Source organism: Psychrobacter sp. CX5, from assembly GCF_057621535.2.
In genome coordinates this window covers 2701785-2720735 of sequence record NZ_CM177735.1, presented here as the reverse complement: position 1 = coordinate 2720735, position 18951 = coordinate 2701785, and the positions used below count along the sequence as shown (strand labels likewise).

General features: G+C 40.5%; 13 protein-coding genes. 4 read left to right on the top strand and 9 right to left on the bottom strand.

The window, feature by feature from the left end; genetic code table 11:
• Positions 1–107: 107 nt before the first annotated feature.
• The 7 genes from AC21OG_RS10560 to AC21OG_RS10530 all read right to left on the bottom strand — a co-directional run bounded on the left by AC21OG_RS10560 (position 108) and on the right by AC21OG_RS10530 (position 10312).
• The gene (locus tag AC21OG_RS10560) at positions 108–515 is read right to left on the bottom strand and encodes a DUF350 domain-containing protein (RefSeq protein WP_487376575.1); all 408 of its coding nucleotides are present in this window, start codon (positions 513–515) and stop codon (positions 108–110) included.
• Between the two features lie 299 nt (positions 516–814).
• On the bottom strand, positions 815–1330 hold the full coding sequence (locus tag AC21OG_RS10555) for an S-adenosylmethionine decarboxylase family protein (protein WP_487376574.1): 516 nt from the start codon (positions 1328–1330) through the stop codon (positions 815–817).
• 52 nt (positions 1331–1382) lie between these two features.
• A complete protein-coding gene (locus tag AC21OG_RS10550; RefSeq protein ID WP_487376573.1) occupies positions 1383–3011 on the bottom strand; it encodes a polyamine aminopropyltransferase in 1629 nt (542 codons plus the stop codon).
• 412 nt (positions 3012–3423) lie between these two features.
• Entirely contained in the window at positions 3424–5292 is a 1869-nt protein-coding gene (gene msrAB / locus AC21OG_RS10545) for a bifunctional peptide-methionine (S)-S-oxide reductase MsrA/peptide-methionine (R)-S-oxide reductase MsrB (protein ID WP_487376572.1), read from the bottom strand.
• A gap of 322 nt (positions 5293–5614) precedes the next feature.
• Entirely contained in the window at positions 5615–6553 is a 939-nt protein-coding gene (locus tag AC21OG_RS10540) for an ATP-binding cassette domain-containing protein (protein ID WP_487376570.1), read from the bottom strand.
• Between the two features lie 81 nt (positions 6554–6634).
• On the bottom strand, positions 6635–8596 hold the full coding sequence (locus AC21OG_RS10535) for a glycine betaine ABC transporter substrate-binding protein (RefSeq protein ID WP_487376569.1): 1962 nt from the start codon (positions 8594–8596) through the stop codon (positions 6635–6637).
• A gap of 303 nt (positions 8597–8899) precedes the next feature.
• Positions 8900–10312, bottom strand: coding sequence for a coniferyl aldehyde dehydrogenase (locus AC21OG_RS10530; RefSeq protein ID WP_487376568.1), 1413 nt, complete (start codon positions 10310–10312; stop codon positions 8900–8902).
• A gap of 514 nt (positions 10313–10826) precedes the next feature.
• Between AC21OG_RS10530 and lipB the strand changes: the two genes are divergently transcribed.
• From lipB to AC21OG_RS10510, 4 genes are all read left to right on the top strand, one after another.
• Positions 10827–11822: a lipoyl(octanoyl) transferase LipB gene (lipB, locus tag AC21OG_RS10525; protein WP_487376567.1), complete on the top strand. Its 996-nt coding sequence runs from the start codon at positions 10827–10829 to the stop codon at positions 11820–11822.
• Between the two features lie 103 nt (positions 11823–11925).
• Complete coding sequence (locus AC21OG_RS10520) at positions 11926–12726, top strand: hypothetical protein (RefSeq protein ID WP_487376566.1); 801 nt, start codon at positions 11926–11928, stop codon at positions 12724–12726.
• A gap of 132 nt (positions 12727–12858) precedes the next feature.
• Positions 12859–14763: a dihydroxy-acid dehydratase gene (gene ilvD / locus AC21OG_RS10515; RefSeq protein ID WP_487376565.1), complete on the top strand. Its 1905-nt coding sequence runs from the start codon at positions 12859–12861 to the stop codon at positions 14761–14763.
• Between the two features lie 742 nt (positions 14764–15505).
• Positions 15506–16747: a cation:proton antiporter gene (locus tag AC21OG_RS10510; RefSeq protein WP_486547140.1), complete on the top strand. Its 1242-nt coding sequence runs from the start codon at positions 15506–15508 to the stop codon at positions 16745–16747.
• A gap of 53 nt (positions 16748–16800) precedes the next feature.
• Here AC21OG_RS10510 and AC21OG_RS10505 read toward each other — a convergent pair whose 3' ends face one another.
• Together AC21OG_RS10505 and AC21OG_RS10500 are read right to left on the bottom strand one after the other, a co-directional pair.
• Positions 16801–18156, bottom strand: coding sequence for a serine hydrolase domain-containing protein (locus AC21OG_RS10505; protein WP_487376563.1), 1356 nt, complete (start codon positions 18154–18156; stop codon positions 16801–16803).
• 60 nt (positions 18157–18216) lie between these two features.
• Entirely contained in the window at positions 18217–18786 is a 570-nt protein-coding gene (locus tag AC21OG_RS10500; RefSeq protein ID WP_487376562.1) for a protein tyrosine phosphatase family protein, read from the bottom strand.
• Between the last annotated feature and the right edge of the window lie 165 nt (positions 18787–18951).

Genomic DNA, 18951 nt, shown 5'->3' with positions numbered 1-18951 from the left:
TGGTCAATTATTAATAAACCTTCCTGATTTAAACCTTTAGACGGTTAAATCTTTCGAAGTATACTTATGAGTACCGTAATTTTAAGAGCACTGTATGGTTAAGAGTACTAAGACAAGATACCAGCATTGATAATACCAAGCACTAAGCCACTGACACCGATTAGACCACCTACCGCCATATTATTGAGCCTAATATGCTCAGGCACATTGCCTATAATTTTGACCATGATGAAATATCCGACGATCTGGACAACCATTGCCACGGCGCTCCATATCAAGAACGCCAAAAATCCTGTGTTATAAATGGCACTGGCCGCTAACGTTAATGAAAATCCAATAACGGTACCGCCAAAGCTTAGAGCGGCTGCGCCTGAACCTTTTCGAATGAGAGCAATTTCATTGTAAGGCGTGATGGCCATATAAAGAATCGAAAATAAAATCAACATTACCACACCCCCACCGAAATAGAAGGCATAGTAAAGTAATTCTGACTGCAAACTGTCTAGATTTTGCATTAATCTTATCCTGAGTTAAAGGGTCTATATTGTATAGTTAGGTTGAAGGTCTGTTAAAACGGTGCATATAAACAGCTTAACATCGTCGTTTCATTTTTAGCAAATGAGTTTAGCGATAGTTTTACAGTATTTTGTGATGCCATTTGTCAAGCAAACTAAATGTATACCGTGTCTAAAAATCAACCTGTGAGTGTAAACAAACCCAATGTCGTCGAAGTACTACCCCATTTGAGCTAAGCAGCTTTGATAAATTTACGTTTTATTATAGATACGTTTTATTATAGAAAAAATATTACTTGTTATTTGATGCTATGGTCTTGCTTAGAGGCAACGCTTGGTAATTGATGCTGACGAGACACACTATTAATATGATGCTGTTTTGGTTTGAATATTTGCAAACAAGACTCAAATATCGCCTCTGCTTTCATGCTATTGTCATGAGTTACATTACACACATACACATCCAAGGTTACCGTTTTATATTCGCCCCAAGTATGCAAACAAAGATGCGACTCGGCCAAAAGTAACGTTAAAGTAACACCGCTAATCTGCTGCTCTGCGCCATCTGCACCCTCTAATTCATTAAATTCATGAGCGGCTTGCCCTACAATAGTAAGACCTGAAGTATGTACAGCATCAGTTAATAAGCTTAAAAGGGGGTCTGTGCTGGTTAAAAGCTCTGAGTCGCACTCACACTCCCAGAATTCAGCCAAAATATGCTTACCTGTCATCGTAGAGGTCACCTTAACTGTTGAACTACCATTCAATTGATTATAGTTATACGTGCTATTTTTACCATTCGTGCTGTGTATCATTCAATCACTTATTTACTGAATAAAGGGACAGGATGTGATGTATAGGATAGATTTATTCATCAGACCAATCTTCTAAATAATAATGAACCAGTATTTGCTGATCTAAGGTATTTGGTTTGACATCGATCGGTGTCATGTCAGGCGGAAACGTAAACATTTCGCGACTAACCGATGGGGTCAAAAACTTCATAGGTAGATCATACTGTGTGGGGGGAACAAATGGCGTGCCTTTATGTTGCCCCTGTGTCGGACTACCAACGATAAAGCCCCATTCGCCGAATGACGGTACATAGGCATGATACGGAGTGGTTTGAAACCCTGATATCTGCATGGTTTTATTAATTGACCAAAAGGATTTTGGTGCGTAATAAGGCGATGTTGATTGTACCACTACTAGACCTTCGGCGGTTAAGTGATCACGCACCAGATGATACATTGGCTCAGAATATAGTTTTGCTAAGCTATAATGTGACGGATCAGGTAAATCAATAATAATCGCATCAAAGGCATCATGATTATTTTCAAGCCATTTATAGGCATCTGAATTAATAACGGTCACTCTTGGATTATTAAGAGAATTGTCATTGAGTTTTTTAAACCTTGGGGTATTCGCAAAAAACTCGGTCATTTTGGGATCTAAGTCAACCAAAGTAATCTGTTTAACCGTTTTATACTTTAAGACCTCTCGCGCTGCCATACCATCGCCGCCGCCTAAAATCAGCACATTTAAATCAGGCTTAGTGGCACGAGTGCTATCGGTCAGCTTTTGCATTATCGGATGTACTAAAGCCTCATGGTAACGGTATTCATCACGTGTGGAAAACTGTAAATTACCATTTAAAAATAATTGTAGATACCCATTTTTCTCAGTGACTATCAATCGCTGATATGGGGAGTTAGTGGCAAAAATAACAGGGGCTTTAAATAGCTTTTGTTCTGACAGCCCGACCAATCGATCAGCAAATAGCCAACCCATCAATAATAGAACCAATGCCGTCAATATTCGCACAATCAAGCGGTTACGTATGACGCGGTGTTTACCACGCAATACTTTTTCTTGTTTACCGCTCAATGTTGTATCGGTTATCAGCGCCACTTTAGGATAAAAATGCCACGCCGTCCAGCCCGCTACCAGTACATTTAATATACCAAATAGCACCGCAGAGCGAGCTAATCCTAACAGCGGTGATAATACGAGCGGAAACAATAACGACACAACCAATGCGCCCAAGTAATCAAACGTTAGCACCCGACTCACTAACTCATGAAAGGCTTGTTTTTGGGAGTTAAAGATTCGCATCACTAGCGGTATCTCCATCCCCACTAGGGTACCGATACAAATTACCACGGCATACAAAATAGTTTTAAAAGTCGGCAACCACGCAAAGGCCAAAAACAGTCCTATAGCAGACAATCCACCAATTAAACCGACTAATATCTCAATTTCAACAAAGCGCTGTAGTACTTTATCTTCAGGCACATACTTCGACAAATGAGAGCCGATACCCATTGCAAATAAATAAGTACCAATGATAGTTGAGAACTGTAGCACCGAGTCGCCTAGTACATAGCTGGCTAGTGCACCGGCAATGAGCTCATAGGCAAGGCCGCAAGAGGCAACAATAAAAACGGACAGCACTAAAAGCGAGTCCGTTTGCAAACGTTTAAATGACAATTTCATACATGAGCTTCTCAGGGTCTGTGAAATATTCAAACATGGTACTGGCGGAGATCATTTTTTAGGCAATATGCAGTGAAATTTTAGACGCTTAGTCATTCTAAGTTAGATAATTTTGCAATATATTGGCAAAAAATAGTCCCGCCCTTGAGAACGGATTAAGCAAAGCACTGCTTTGCCTGTTCGCAAGGCGAGAGCTATGCTCAAGTTAGGCTGATGCTAAAACTGTCCCAGACAGTGTTATAAACCTAGCTAAGGTCTAGACATTATCGTCGGTTTACTCCTAGTCTGGAACAGTTTTAGCTATCAGCAGTCCTAATTTTTGAATGTTCCACAGACCCTATTTAAGTTGTAGTATTGCTCATAGTCTTCAAGGTGTTGTTGGGATATTTGAACCAGTATTGATAACCTTTAATTATTTGACCATATCAACGAACACACCATAACCTGATTGCTTCATTTTATCCACTGGAATAAATTGTAACGCCCCACCGTTGATACAATAGCGAAGACCTGTTTTGTCCTTTGGTCCATCATTAAAGACATGCCCTAGGTGCGAGTCGGCCACCCGTGAGCGTACTTCAGTCCGTACCATATTAAAGGCGTTATCCGTATGCTCAGTAATCACCTCTGGTGCAATAGGTTGCCAAAAGCTTGGCCAACCACATCCTGAGTCATATTTATGGGTCGATAAGAATAAAGGCTCACCACTGACCACATCGACATAAATACCTGGTGCAAAAAGATGATCGTATTCATGACTAAATGCACGCTCAGTGCCTGCCTTTTGAGTAATCTCATACTGCGACTTGGTCAGCGTGCTTTTCAGAGCATTTTTATCATAGTTCGCATAGCGCTTTGGATCTAACGCTTCTTTTATTGTATTTGCAGGAGCAAGTTTGCTGCTACTGCGTACCGCTGATTGAGGTTTATCATCGGCTAAGCTTAGGTCAATATGACAATAGCCATTGGGATTCTTCGCTAGATAATCTTGATGGTACTCTTCTGCTAACGAAAAGTTTGATAAGGGTTTATTTTCAACCACAATAGGCTTTTTATACTTCGATCCAACCCCTTGGAGCGCCTCATCAATGATTGCCTTATCACTGGGATCCGTGTAGTAAACGCCAGTACGATATTGCACGCCTCTATCATTACCTTGCTTATTAAGACTGGTAGGATCTATCACCCTCAAGTAGTACTTAAGCAAGGTCTCTAAGTCTGTCTTATCCGCATCATAGACCACTTTGACCGTCTCGGCATGTCCAGAGCCGGCAATCACTTGCTGATAACTTGGATCTGATATATTAGGATTGCCATTGGCATAGCCTGAGATGGCATCCACTACCCCATCAACCCTTTCCATATAGGCCTCAAGACCCCAGAAACAACCGCCTGCAAGATAGATAGTCTTGGTGTTTATTGGCGCACCATCTGAGTTATAGTAGACACCGTCTTTGCTTTTAGATCCAGCCGGTTTTGCAGTCGCTGTTGCAGTATAAGCAGAGCTTGGCTTAGCTTTACTGTTTTTTAGATCTGCAAAGTCATTATCGGCATTTTCAGCCAAAGCATAAGCTTGCTCTGGCGTCAGATTACCTTTTACTAAGCGCACCAAATTGCCTTTTTTGTCCAATATCGCCCAACTTGGGTACACCTGTACCCCTAATTGATTAATCAAATTTCCTGACTCATCAATCAACACCGGAAGCTGTGGATAGTCACCTTGGACACCCGCATACCACTGTTTAAAATCAGCCGTTTCTTTTTCATTTAAGTGACCTGGACTGGCAACAGTAATCACATTCAAACCAGCAAATGCTTTATCTTTACGCCAGCTTTCCGTCTCTTCGAGTGTCCCTAAACATAAGGGGCACCAACTCGCCCAAAACTTAACTAAAGTGGGTTTATTGCTGTCTAGGACAGTACTGCCATTATTGCCTAAACGAGTATTAATCTGAGGTAGTGCGTTAAGTTGATTAAGTAAATCGGTGGGTAGCATATCACGGCTGTTGGTAATACCTTCATTTGGACTGTCTGCTTGACTTAATGCATGCCCACTCCCGTTAACTTCTTTACCGCTATCGGCATTACTCACTTGACCACATGCCATCAATAATAAAGTCGCTACGCTAAAGATACCTGTACGGTATACAAACTGTCGTGGTGACAGGCTATCTGGTATTGACTTAGCTTTGATATCTTGAGTGGACTTATCCTGAACGCCTTCTGTCTCTAAATTAGGGGATGAAGTTAGGCCGGGGTTGGTGTTGATTTTGTTGAACATATAGATCTCGATAATAATAATTGTCGTACTTACAGCCTTAATTTAGACCGTATAACTGATATATTATAATGCACTGATATAAAAGTCAGTTGTATAAACTTTACAGAATGCATTTATAAGAGAGAATTAAAGATAAATGTAATATTATATCATAACGTAACAAATGACTGATTTTTAACAATCGTAAGTACTTTATGGCATCGTAACATTCATATTTATGGTGACTAAATACAGCTTATTTAAGTAGTTTTAAACGGTACTTATGAACCTAAACTCTCTAAGGTTAGTGCTATAGTTGGATATAAGAATTGATCTTAATATCTTAAGGGTTTGACACGATAAACCGTCTTACATAATCATCGGCAGGATTATCACGAAGCTCATCAGGTGTGCCGGTTTGTACCAACCGCCCCCCATTCAAAATACTAATTCGACTGCCAAGCTTAAAAGCCTCATCAATATCATGAGTGATAAAGACAATCGTTTTATTGAGCTTTTCTTGTAATATTAGCAACTGGTCTTGAAGCTGGCCACGTATTAAAGGGTCTAACGCTGAAAATGCTTCATCCATAAGTATAATCGGCGTATCAACCGCTAGCGCACGGGCTAAACCGACACGCTGCTGCATACCTCCAGAAAGTTCGTCAGGATAACTGGACTCAATACCCTCTAGCCCTACTTCATTCAGCCAGTGCCGAGCTATCTCATGACGCTCAGATTTTGGCATTTTCCGAACTCGAAGCCCGTACGCTACATTTTGAATAACCGTCATATGTGGCACTAAGCCAAAGTGTTGAAATACCATACTCACATTATTTTGACGGAACTGTTGTAGCTGCTTGTCATTTAAAGTAAGGACGTTTATCACATTTTGTTGACCTGATAAATGCTCTACATTATTGGCATGAACGACATTATCCGGAAGATGCGCGTTATTGATCATATTAGCGCTATTCTCATGAGTACTTTTATCATAAAGGTTATTGTGACAATCTATCCAAATTTTCCCATACGTTGGGTCAATAAGCCTATTAATGTGTCGCACTAAAGTAGACTTACCGGAACCCGATAGACCCATAATACAATGGAGTTCACCGGTTTTAATACTCAGATTTACATCATATAAGCCCACTGAATAACCCGTTTGTTCACGCACTTCACAACTGCTCAACCCTTGTTCAAGAAGCTGAATTGCCTTACTCGCTTCACTAGGAGACACATCAAATATTTTACTAACCTTTTCTAAACGTATATGAGTCATAGCAAGATATCTTTAAGTAATTGAATTAATTTGGCGTTATTTGCTTAGGCTATTTATTAATGGTCTAATGTATTGATAGACTTATTTATCATTGGCTCTGATATGTTGGGTTTTATTTAATAGCTTATTGCGAGCCCTACGACCTTTACCAAATGCCTGAGTAATACGGTCAATAATAATAGCCATGATAACAATAGCCGTACCTGCTTGTAATCCTTGACCGATGTTTAAGGTTTGAATAGATTGCAATACGTCTTCACCGAGACCTGGCGCGCCGATCATTGACGCCAATACCACCATGGATAAAGACATCATGACTGCCTGATTAACGCCAGCCATGATACTGGGCAAGGCCTGAGGCAACTTAATCCATAACAACAGCTGTTTATGATTACTACCAAATGAACGTCCCGCTTCTACCATTTCGTGTGGAACTTGATTGATACCCAACATCGTCAATCGGATCAAAGGCGGTAGCGCATAAATAACCGTAGCAAATAAAGCCGGTACCTTGCCAATACCGAATAACATCAATACAGGGATTAAGTATACGAAGCTTGGCATGGTTTGCATCACATCCAGTATGGGAGTTACTACTCGTCGTAGCCGATTACTCGCTGACATCAAGATACCCACAGGGATGCCGATTACCATAGTCACCAATACAGATACGATCAGTAATGCTGTGGTCTGAACCAATGCAGGCCATAAACCAAAGGAACCAATTAAAAATAGACCTAACCCGCAAGCTAACGCAAACCAAATACGGCGGGTTGCAAGCCAGCCTAATAGTCCAACGAGGGCTATTAGTAACCACGGCGGCGCTATGCTCAACACACGTTCAATAGGTAATAATAAATAGGTTAACGTGATATGGCTGATAGATCTAAAAAGCGTACCATAGTGTTGAACGACATAGCTAAGGGAGTTATTTAATTGCTTTTCGAACGACCATTCGGGGAACCAAGCGATTCCCTTTATGGCATTACTAGCAGCAGCGTTTAGACTATTATCCTGATCCTGACTGCTCTCTAAACCGCTCTTACTTTCAGAGTTCAATGTTTCATCTAAGTTAATATTTAAGGCTCTGGCTAGATTATCTGACGCATCAGGGGTTAACCATGCTTGCCAAATGTCAGGGTGCTGTTTTAAAAATAGCTCAGCTTGCACCTCGCCACTGCGCTTGTTTTCTGTCATTTCTAGTATCGCGCCGTTCAGTGCATCGGGCGTAAACTGTACTTTCTTAAACGCATCCGCCAACTCAGGATGACTGTCCATAAAGGGTGTCGAAACGGCTATGCCAAGCTCTGATACTGGGAAACCTGAGACACAATCAGTTTGGCTATTGGCATCCAGCAGTTTATCCCAACACTCACTATTATGCTCTGGAAAGGGGATTGGCGCGAAATCATACTTTGCCATTAGTCCGGTGGGTTGCCAGTAATAAAAAAGCAACGGCTTATGTTGCTCAAAAGCAGAAGAAATTTCTGCATCTAAAGCAGCACCAGTACCAGGGTGGACATTATTGAATGCAACCCCTTGAGCATTAGGACTGCTAAAACCCAAATTTTTAAGAAGATGAGTGTTAAATACCTCACAGGTCCAGCCTGTTGGGCAGTTTAGAAAGCGGGCGTTACTTGGGTTTTCAGGATCCGTAAATAAAGAGGCAAATTTGGGTAAATCTTTGACGCTCTTAAGATCAGGATTGTCCTCTATTACATATTGAGGCACATACCAACCTTGAGTCGCACCACCTTCAAGGGTACTACCAATCACCGCAGCTTTATTAGCATTAATGGCATCTTGCATAATTGGCGAGCGTCCGACCCACTGCTCTCCAATGACTTGTATATCATCTTGCGACAATGCAGTCTCTAAGGCTGGGCCTGCACCGGGCACTAAGGTCGTCTCACAACCGTACCCTTTTTCAGCTATCGTTTGAAGGACAGCAGAGATAAACTGACCACTCTCCCACGTCAAAGACCCAAATTTAATCGGGTTATTTTGACCGTCATCACAGGCTGCAAATACTTGTGAGGACACAAAAATGAGGCTAAGTAATAACCATTGTCTAAGTTTTAGTAGTAAGTGCACTTGATAGCCTGTTTATTATCATTATTTAGTTAGGGAATTATCTTTTCAAACTTGAGAAGTTTTGACTATATTTTATTCTAGCGTTATAAGTATACATTTACCAATAAAAAACCCCTTTAATTTATTTAAAGGGGTTTAATTTTTTAGCCTGATATTTAATGATTTTATTTTATTACGGTATTTTAAACTTAGTGAAAATAAAGAGCTTTAACCTACTGACGACATTAAAAGCAGTGTATTGAGTTAAACAGCCTATTTCATTAAAAAGTTTAATCCTTTTTTAAAGAGCTTACTATAAGGAGGTAACATCAGACCCATGCCATTAAACTTAGACTGCACAAATACCGCCTTCATATGACTCATACGCTCAAAGCCCCATTTGCCATGATAGGCACCAATACCTGAGTCACCGACACCACCAAAGGGTAAATCTTGTTGCGCAACGTGCAATATCACTTCATTGACAGCTACACCACCTGATACTGTGTATTCACGTACATAACTAATATCTTCTGCATCATCACCAAATATATATAAGGCCAGTGGACGTGGACGACTGTTGACAAATTCGACGGCATCTCGCAAACCATTGACATGCACTAAAGGTAAGATTGGTGCAAACAACTCATTTTGCATGACATCGCTGTCCGTATCTGGATTAACCACAATCACCGGCGGCAACAATCGCGTCTCTGGGTTAGCGGACACGGGTGTTAGGGGCACCACTTGCTCTTTAGGAAGTTGATCTAAATAGCCTTGTAGACGCTTAAAATGTTTATCGTCAATGATACGGGTATAATCTTTATTGCTTTCAATATTTGGATAATGCTTAAGTATCCACTCTTTAGCCAGTTTGACAAACTTACTGTGGTGCGCTGAGTCTATCAATACATAGTCAGGCGCGATACAGGTTTGACCTGCATTAAGTGTTTTACCCATCATCACACGATTGACCGCATTTTCTAAATCGGCATCATCCAGGACGATAACCGGAGATTTACCACCAAGCTCAAGCGTAACGGGTGTTAAATTTGGGGCAGCAGCTGCCATGACCTGCCTGCCAACTTGGGTTGATCCTGTGTATAGCAAATGATCAAAAGGTAGACCACTAAATTTAATCGCAATATCCACTTCACCTACCACAACAGATATCATATCGGGCGAAAAATGTTTTGCTACTGCTTGGGCAAACGCTTCAGCGAATAACGGTGCTGATTCACTCATCTTAACCATAAGGCGGTTACCGGCAGTGATCGCATCTATCATTGGACTAACCGCTAAAAACAAGGGGTAATTCCACGGGACCATAATACCCACAACACCTAATGGCTGTGGCTGAACTTCATTATGGGCTGGGCGGTAAATAGCAGATATGCCCATTCGACGTGTTTTCATCCAAGACTTACCATGCTTTTTCGCATGAGCAATGGCTTGAAATATTGGAAATAACTCTGCAAAATTAGTCTCATCCTGACTACGATTACCAAAGTCTTGATTGATGGCATCCGCAAATGTTTGTTTGTTTTCGGACAGCATCGCCTCAAGACTATCAAGCAACGCTTCTCTATCTATCCAAGAGTTAAGCGGTTTTTTTCTTGACAACGCATGCATATGGTCAAATTGAGACTTAAGTTGATCGGCCGTAGTTATAATACTTTGACTCATTCAAATTTCCTTATAATGATATGGATAATAGATTCTAGCTTTAAAAATTCCAAGCCTTCTAACTTTAAGCTTTTAAACTGTAAGCTCTTTAACGTTAACCCTAAGTGTTTAAACTTAAGATAAATGGTTTTTATACAAAAATTTATCATAACTGGCTATATTAGCATTTGCTTAAAACTTTATGGTAAAGCTTTTGCTAATAAATTTAACCAGTGAGTAAACAATACTATCTTACCTATAAATTGGGCGTGCCAGAGCAGATAACAACCTACTTTTAACTCTACATGATTACTGATCGCTTAGTTTGATGTTTAATTATTTAAACAATTTATTTGTAAAATGAATTTATTCAAGCATTTTATTTAGATTTGCACATCTTTTGATTCAATGTTTATAGCTATTAATATATACAATATACGGACTACGAACTTATACACACAACCTATCAACAATCTATAGCGAGCACTCTATCCTCATGATATGCTATATCTAACCTAGATAACAACAGTAGATTATGAATTCCACCACAAATAGTTCTAATACCGCCACCCCATTATTAGACTTTGACAACAGCAACTTAGTTGTCCGTACCCTCATCAATGCAGACTATGAAAAAACGCATGCGCAAATGCTACAGCATACCTTGGCACGTATTGACAAAAAAAAGCAAGGTATTGTTACTCCTGATGAGTTATGGGTTGTTGAACACAACGATGTCTACACCTTAGGTCAAGCTGGAAAAGAAGAGCACATATTACAGCGTGGTAATACGCCTATTATTCATACTGATCGTGGTGGTCAAGTTACTTGGCATGGTAAAGGCCAGCTCGTCGTTTATTGGCTCATTGATTTGAATAATGTGGGCTGGGGTGTTCGAGATTTAGTATCCCATGCCGAACAAAGTATTGAGGATGTTATCAATCATTCGCTAAACAGGCGCATTAATGATAATCAACAGGTTAACACTGTTCAGCATGGTAATGATAATGCTCAACAGCAAACGACAGATACTAGCAAGCAAACTACCTCAGGTTATTATGCCAAAGCTCGTCAAGATGCTCCTGGTGTCTATATTTATAATCTGGATGAGCTAATGCTTGGTAAAATCGCCTCTCTAGGCTTTAAAATCAAACAGGGGTTTAGCTACCATGGCATTGCGGTTAATTTAACCTGTGATTTAAGTGCTTTTAATGCCATAAATCCTTGTGGTTATGCAGGTATGCAGATGCTGAAACTGGCTGATTTTGTTAACTTAACTACCCTTAAACTGAGTACAATAACGGAAGAGCAGCTTTGTGCTGGTTTAAATAGCTCTGATCTAAATTCTGCTGATTTGAATAGTACAGAACCAAATCCCCAACTTACTCACGTTAATAACTCTTATGCTAAGCCGGCTAACATCGACGGGCTTGATATTGTTCAAGACTCGATTACACAGCTAGATGTTACTCAGCAACTGCTAATAAACATTATTCAGCGACAAGCAGGAATGATTAAACTACGTCAATAGAGTCTGTGGAAAGGGCTGAGGAATATCAAATTTTTAATATATGATTTATGACATTTGATTTATTCCCTTGTATTTATTGCATAAGAATATCGAGACGACATTCATGATTTCAGAACACACAAACATCTCAGAAGATACTAACATTGCTAACGATAGCGCTATTTTAAAGGATTCGATGATAGACCCTAGTAGTGTCATTTTGGACATCGATAAAAGTTCGGTCATTGATACCAATAATATCAATATTGAAGCTGAACGAGAGGCTGAGCGATTGGCTAACGAACTTATCGCTCACCCCAATCTCCTAACGCTCAATCATTTACTATCTGACAAAGACACCGCTTGGCAAATTCACAATTGTAAAATTATTGACAAACGAGTGACTCAAGATGAGAAACTTGCGTTTATATACCATTACGATGCACTGCCTGAAGATGTAAAGAATCAACACCCCTTGAATGCAGCACTTTTAAAGCAGTTTCAAACCCCCATGTATAGTAAAGATGCCGCCGAACTCCTAAACCTTGATCCCGAGTTATTCAAAACGCCTTGGCAGGTAAAAGTGACGGGTACTCTTGTTATGTTTTGTGAGCCACAACAAATTGCATTACGCTTGAAGTTTACCAATACTGCCAAAGCGCTAGATCCTATCTATACCAAAGCTAAAGAAGATGCTTTAGCGGCGTCAATGGATAACTGGCATTTTTACGGGGATGTTTTTATACTGAATAAAAGACGTGATCCTCTCATTATGACGCTCGGTGAGCAGTGGGTTCATATTCCACGTCTTGATGACTATCAAGTATTTCCTAAGGCGTATGCTATCGAAGCATTGGCGTTGTTAGAAGAACTCAAAACTGCCCTTCCTCAACTTAATGAGGCTATAAAATTAAGACTGATTTAAACCTCATAATGTGACTGCATGTCACTGCGCCTCAACGCTTTTTGTTAAAAACTTATTGCTATAACCAAAAGCGTATTTATACGTTACAATAGCTAGAGTTACCTATCCGCTAAGTTAATAAAAGGACGATGTATGCAATACCGCTCTAAAACCTCTACTTCTGGACGTAATATGGCTGGTGCTCGCGCGCTTTGGCGGGCAACTGGCATGACAGATGGGGATTTTGATAAACCCATCATTGCTATTGCTAACTCATTTACCCAGTTTGTGCCTGGTCACGTCCATCTAAAAGATATGGGGCAATTGGTTGCTCGTGAAATTGAAAAAGTTGGCGGTGTTGCTAAAGAGTTCAATACCATTGCAGTCGATGATGGGATTGCGATGGGTCACAGTGGTATGTTGTATTCACTACCCAGTCGTGACCTGATTGCAGACTCAGTAGAATATATGGTCAATGCTCACTGTGCCGACGCGTTAGTCTGTATCTCAAACTGTGACAAAATCACACCAGGTATGTTAATGGCTGCTATGCGCCTTAATATTCCCGTTATTTTTGTCTCAGGTGGTCCGATGGAGGCCGGTAAAGTGCTGGCATCAGATCTTGCACACAGTCATAACCTAGATGCACCCGTTAATGCCGACGGCAAGGAGATTCGTAAACTTGATTTAGTGGACGCCATGATTGACGCTGCTGATGACAATGTCAGTGATGCCGATGTCTTAGAAATCGAACGCTCAGCCTGTCCGACCTGCGGCTCTTGTTCAGGGATGTTCACTGCTAATTCAATGAACTGCTTAACCGAAGCTTTGGGTCTATCGTTACCAGGTAACGGCTCTTTGCTCGCTACTCATGCTAAGCGTGAAGCACTGTTCCTTGAAGCCGGACGCCGAATTGTCGATTTGGCCAAACGTCGCTATGAGCAAGATGACGAGTCAGTATTGCCACGCTCCATTGCAACCAAAGCCGCATTTGAAAATGCCATGAGTCTCGATATTGCTATGGGCGGCTCTACCAATACTATTTTGCATTTATTAGCCGCAGCGCATGAGGCCGAGGTGGACTTCAAAATGGCAGATATCGATCAGCTAAGTCGCCGTGTGCCTTGCCTCTCAAAAGTAGCGCCTGCGACTCAAAAATACCATATGGAAGATGTGCATCGCGCTGGCGGTGTGTTTGCCATTCTCGCCGAGCTAAATCGTGCAGGTCTATTGACGACCGACATTCCTACTGTACATGCAAAATCCCTGCAAGAAGCATTAGAGATGTGGGATGTTATGAATACAGACCATCCAAATCATCAGGCAACTCGTGATCTATATATCGCGGCGCCAGGAGGGGTGAGAACCACTCAAGCCTTTTCTCAAGATAAAGAGTGGTCGAATCTTGATCTTAACCGTGAGTCAGGCTGTATTCGATCTGTAGAACATGCCTACTCGACGGATGGAGGCCTTGCAGTATTGTTTGGCAATATCGCTGAGCGGGGCTGTGTTGTTAAGACTGCTGGCGTCGATGATAGTATCCTAACCTTTACAGGACGTGCCCGTGTTTTTGAATCTCAGGATGCCGCGGTTGAAAGTATCTTAGCGGATCAAATAGTGGCAGGTGATATTGTTATTATTCGTTATGAAGGGCCAAAAGGCGGGCCAGGAATGCAAGAGATGCTCTACCCGACTTCTTACTTGAAGTCTAAAGGCTTAGGAAAAGAGTGTGCACTACTGACGGATGGTCGATTTTCTGGCGGTACTTCAGGCTTGTCTATCGGGCACGCTAGCCCAGAAGCGGCTGAAGGGGGCGCCATCGGCTTAGTTGAAGAGGGTGATACCATCCACATTGATATCCCAAATCGTAGTATCAACCTTGATATATCTGATGAAGAGCTTTACATCCGACGTGCCGAAATGGAGAAGCGTGGCAGTAAAGCATGGAAACCGGTAAGCCGAGATCGCCATGTTAGTGCGGCCTTACGTGCCTATGCTGCCATGACCACCAGTGCAGATACAGGGGCTGTTCGAGATGTTAGCCAAGTTGAGCGCTAAATAGTTAACGTTCGCATTGAATTTATTAAATGAATTCAAATCAATAGACTATGTGTTCTATTTGAACATTCAATGTTAAAAAGCCAGCTTCGGCTGGCTTTTTAGTGTCTTTTTATTTAATAATATTCAATTCAGTTTCCTTGTATTTAAGTTTTCTTGTATATTAAAAAATTCTATTTTACTGCTTTCCTAGCTATTAACTTTTCGCGTACGAATTATCGTTCAAAGCTGAGGCTTTATTATATAGTCAGCTAACTACTGAAAGGTTACAGTGTTAACCTCGTTAAGCCTACTCTAGTAGTACTTGCACTCGGTTGCCTTGCAACCATTTTAGACTTTTTAGACTTTAAATAGTCAAACTGAGTAAGCATTTGAAAGTAAATCAAAATTTACTAAATTATAACGTTTAATAAATCTTACTTACCTAAATTTTATTTTAAATTTTTTAAAACTACGGCATTATCTCTATTTTTTGTAATAGCTTATTTGTAATAGCTAAACGATTAGTTGATGTCTTAATTTTTGCATTTAACTAAGTGTTCATACTCTTTAACTTGTGCTATGTGCAGTCTTAATTATTCGTTAGCTTAATTATTCATACCTATTCTAAAATTACTATATTCTGAAAGACAAACAATACTACTTCTGACAATTAATATAACGTGGAAGATAAACCCAACTATCGGATAAGTTATTTTAAAAATGGGATAACTGCCACTTCATTGAAGAAACACCCTAGCCTATGATTGAAAACTACAACCAACTTTTATTAGTCAGTGGCATCGCATTTGCTCTTGGAGCGTTTGCGCCATTTATACTTAAGCGAGTACCTGTGTCATTACCGATGTTACAGGTGAGTTTTGGTTTGATTATGGGCTATTTTTGGACCTCTCTTGAATTTTTGAGCCCTATAGAAAACGGCACCGTTGTTGAGAAGTTGTGTGAGCTGGTTGTTCTGGTCTCATTGGTAGGGGCTGGTATTAAGATTGATACCCCATTTAAATACAAGTATTGGCGACCGACCCTACGACTGTTACTCGTTACGATGCCTATTTGCATTGCTGTTATGGCCGCACTTGGGTACTACGTATTTGGTTTTAGTCTTGCCGTTTGTATTTTGCTTGGGGCAGCCCTAGCTCCTACAGACCCTGTCCTAGCGTCCAGTATTCAAGTTGGACCCCCTAATACCGGCTCTGAGGATAAACCTCGTTTTGCACTGACGTCAGAAGCAGGATTAAACGACGGATTGGCCTTCCCTTTTGTATATTTAGCTATTGTTCTTGCCGAACACTTTGGTAAGGCTAACGGCTTTACATGGGGTCTTATATTTGAGTGGTTCTCTTTTTATGTCCTTTGGAAAATAGTTGCTGCACTTGCAGTTGGTTTTATTATTGGTAAGTTGATGGCTAAGCTAGTCTTTGCAGAAAACATAAAAAATACTACCATATCGCAGGGCTACGTCGTCATATCTTTAACGTTGCTGTCTTATGGAATGGCTGAATTCATTCATGCTTATGGTTTTATATCTGTATTTATAGCAGCGTGTGCCTTTAGACGTAGTGAGCTTGGACACAAGTATCATACCGAATTACATGACTTCTCTGAGCAGTCTGAAGGGCTACTGATGTCTCTAGTATTGGTGTTTTTTGGGATTGTGTTAGGACAGGCGGTCAGTTCGGGTATCGAACTTAAGTGGCAAGTTTATGCGGTTAGTTTATTATTCTTATTTGTGGTACGACCCCTTTCAGGCTGGATAGGATTAAGTGGACTAAAGTTACCTAATAAAGAACGTTTTATTATCTCAAGCTTAGGTATTAAAGGTATTGGTTCATTTTATTACTTAGCTTACGCCCTCAATAAGGATGTATTTAGCTTAGATGATGCTACAGATCTCTGGTTAATTACGGGCATTATTATTGTGATATCTATTTTTATACATGGGATAGTCGCGCCATTTCTCATTGATCAGACAAAATCTGAGTAATGGGATCATGTCTGTCTTTAAAAATGTCTAATTGAAAGCAACATTGATAGCAACTATGAATCGATTTTGTTATCAGCCATCTCTAGTATGGCTTCAGTAATAGCAAACTGACGCATATCGGTACTCATGGTTACATCATAATTATGAACATACGCCACAGCGAGATCTCTATCCGTATCACACCAGGCAACCGAACCATTGTATCCCATATGACCAAAGGCATTATTCATATTTGACAGGTCTTGACATATGCTAAAAATACGATGATAGCCTAAACGCCAGAGCATGCTATTTGGATTTGCCGCTGGCATGATAGCATCACTACCCTCGACGTATATTTTTGAAAGCTCATCAAATACTTCTGGGCTGATTAACTGTCTTTGATTCCACATACCTTTATTGGCTAGCATAGCGTACATTCTAGCCAAAGCATCTGCTGTCGCCACATTATTTGCAGCCGGTATTTTAGACATGAGTGACTTGGCGGTATAATAATTAAAGGAGGAACGACCTTGCGGTAGAAGCGCATCTTTGAAGTCATGCAAATCAATATTTCTCATATCAAAATATAGATTAACGATATCTAAAGTTTTAAGTAAGTTATCAGAGTTATCCTTTGTTTTGACAATGTGTTGCCAACACTGATAGCTCGGTAGAGATTTATATGACTCTAATACAGAGGGTGTCTCTACACGAAGTTTTGGTTTACGGTTTCTTTGATTAGACTCTGGCGACTCAGAATTAGCCTTAGCCTTTAAACCAATTAAACTATCGAAATGATCAAAATTCTTTGCAAGCGTGGCCACTTGACTTAGTTTGGATTCTGGCACACCAAAATATACATCTCCTTTGATATCAAGAGGCTCAGCTAAGTAGGTGTCTAAAGCCGCGTTTAAAGTCATACCCGTCGCTCTTTCAATTAGACCACCTAGGACCCATCCAGACACCAACGCACTATAAGCACTTTCCACCTTTTTATTAAACGGCTGCTGGGGCTGCATCTGCTCTACTCTATTAAGCATTAAAGCCCAGTTCGTCATATCATCAGCATTATCTGTAATAGCTTGAATATTAAATAGCCCTGAACGATGCGTTAATACGTCTCTTAGGGTAATATCTTGTTTAGCTGAGGTAGCAAACTCAGGCCAATATTTGGCAATAGCGTCATCATAGGCTAATATTTTATTTGAAACCAAAATATGAATTAAGGTAACCAATACCCCTTTACCCGTTGAGAAGTTTAACGATAAGGTGTCTTTATCCCATTCTTCATAAGGTGTGGCATTACCAACATTTGCCGCAGCAATGCGCTTGCCTTTATGATAAACAACCAAAGACCCACCGGCTGGCGCATCGTCAAGTTGCAAGGTTTGCATTATTTGGGTTAATTTTGTTTGAAGGTTGTGCATATGGTCACTCATTCTGTATTAGGGTCTACTTGACTTGCAAAAGACAATTAGCACTGAATGCTAGCGAGGTACCAGTAAACGCATTCGCACTTCTTCTTCCAGGCTATCTAAGCCATGGTCTTTACCCCGTTGAATAGCAGTATCCAGCTTTCGCCCACGCAGCCAGCCTGCTCGTAAGGCCACACATGCACCAACGCGATTTCCAGTGCCACAATGGATTAAGGTCTTTTTCCCATGATACGCACGTAATGCTTTATCAAACTCCAATAGATTAATCTGCTTTAAATCCTCAGCACCACTGATGGGTATATGAGTGTAGACAATTCCTTGAGCCTCAACAGCTGCTTTCTCATCAAACGTTAATTCTGACTCGGGCTGAAGATTGATAATGTGTTGTATTCCAACTTCTGCCGCTTTAACTACCATTTCTGGGTTAAGGCGTCCTGTAACCACTGTATTGGCATCTGGAAATCTAGCCCCTTCGAAAGCAGTTGCTAATGCCGCCTCAAGAGACTGGGGTTGATTGCTGTTATGCTCAATATTTTGGCTTTTATTATCGGTTGCAGTCGTAGTATTAGGTGTCTTCACCTCAACTTCATTCAGCGTACTGCTATGATTATTTTCTGCCATTATGGCTCCTTAATAGACTTAATAGCTTAACAAAACATATCCAGTTGATGACTTTTATAGCCAAGTTAAAAACTTGATAGCGTAGAGTACTGCGATATTTAAAAGATACAGTTACTTAAGCCGAGACTAATACTCGGCTTAAGTAACTAATATTAAATTAATAAA

Excerpts from the sequence above, each read along its gene's own strand:
- AC21OG_RS10550 (WP_487376573.1), bottom strand. The coding sequence starts at position 3,011 with ATGAAATTGTCATTTAAACGTTTGCAAACGGACTCGCTTTTAGTGCTG.
- AC21OG_RS10500 (WP_487376562.1), bottom strand. The coding sequence starts at position 18,786 with ATGGCAGAAAATAATCATAGCAGTACGCTGAATGAAGTTGAGGTGAAG.
- msrAB (WP_487376572.1), bottom strand. The coding sequence starts at position 5,292 with ATGTTCAACAAAATCAACACCAACCCCGGCCTAACTTCATCCCCTAAT.
- AC21OG_RS10560 (WP_487376575.1), bottom strand. The coding sequence starts at position 515 with ATGCAAAATCTAGACAGTTTGCAGTCAGAATTACTTTACTATGCCTTC.
- lipB (WP_487376567.1), top strand. The coding sequence starts at position 10,827 with ATGAATTCCACCACAAATAGTTCTAATACCGCCACCCCATTATTAGAC.
- AC21OG_RS10520 (WP_487376566.1), top strand. The coding sequence starts at position 11,926 with ATGATTTCAGAACACACAAACATCTCAGAAGATACTAACATTGCTAAC.
- AC21OG_RS10555 (WP_487376574.1), bottom strand. The coding sequence starts at position 1,330 with ATGATACACAGCACGAATGGTAAAAATAGCACGTATAACTATAATCAA.
- AC21OG_RS10530 (WP_487376568.1), bottom strand. The coding sequence starts at position 10,312 with ATGAGTCAAAGTATTATAACTACGGCCGATCAACTTAAGTCTCAATTT.
- AC21OG_RS10505 (WP_487376563.1), bottom strand. The coding sequence starts at position 18,156 with ATGCACAACCTTCAAACAAAATTAACCCAAATAATGCAAACCTTGCAA.
- AC21OG_RS10510 (WP_486547140.1), top strand. The coding sequence starts at position 15,506 with ATGATTGAAAACTACAACCAACTTTTATTAGTCAGTGGCATCGCATTT.
- ilvD (WP_487376565.1), top strand. The coding sequence starts at position 12,859 with ATGCAATACCGCTCTAAAACCTCTACTTCTGGACGTAATATGGCTGGT.
- AC21OG_RS10540 (WP_487376570.1), bottom strand. The coding sequence starts at position 6,553 with ATGACTCATATACGTTTAGAAAAGGTTAGTAAAATATTTGATGTGTCT.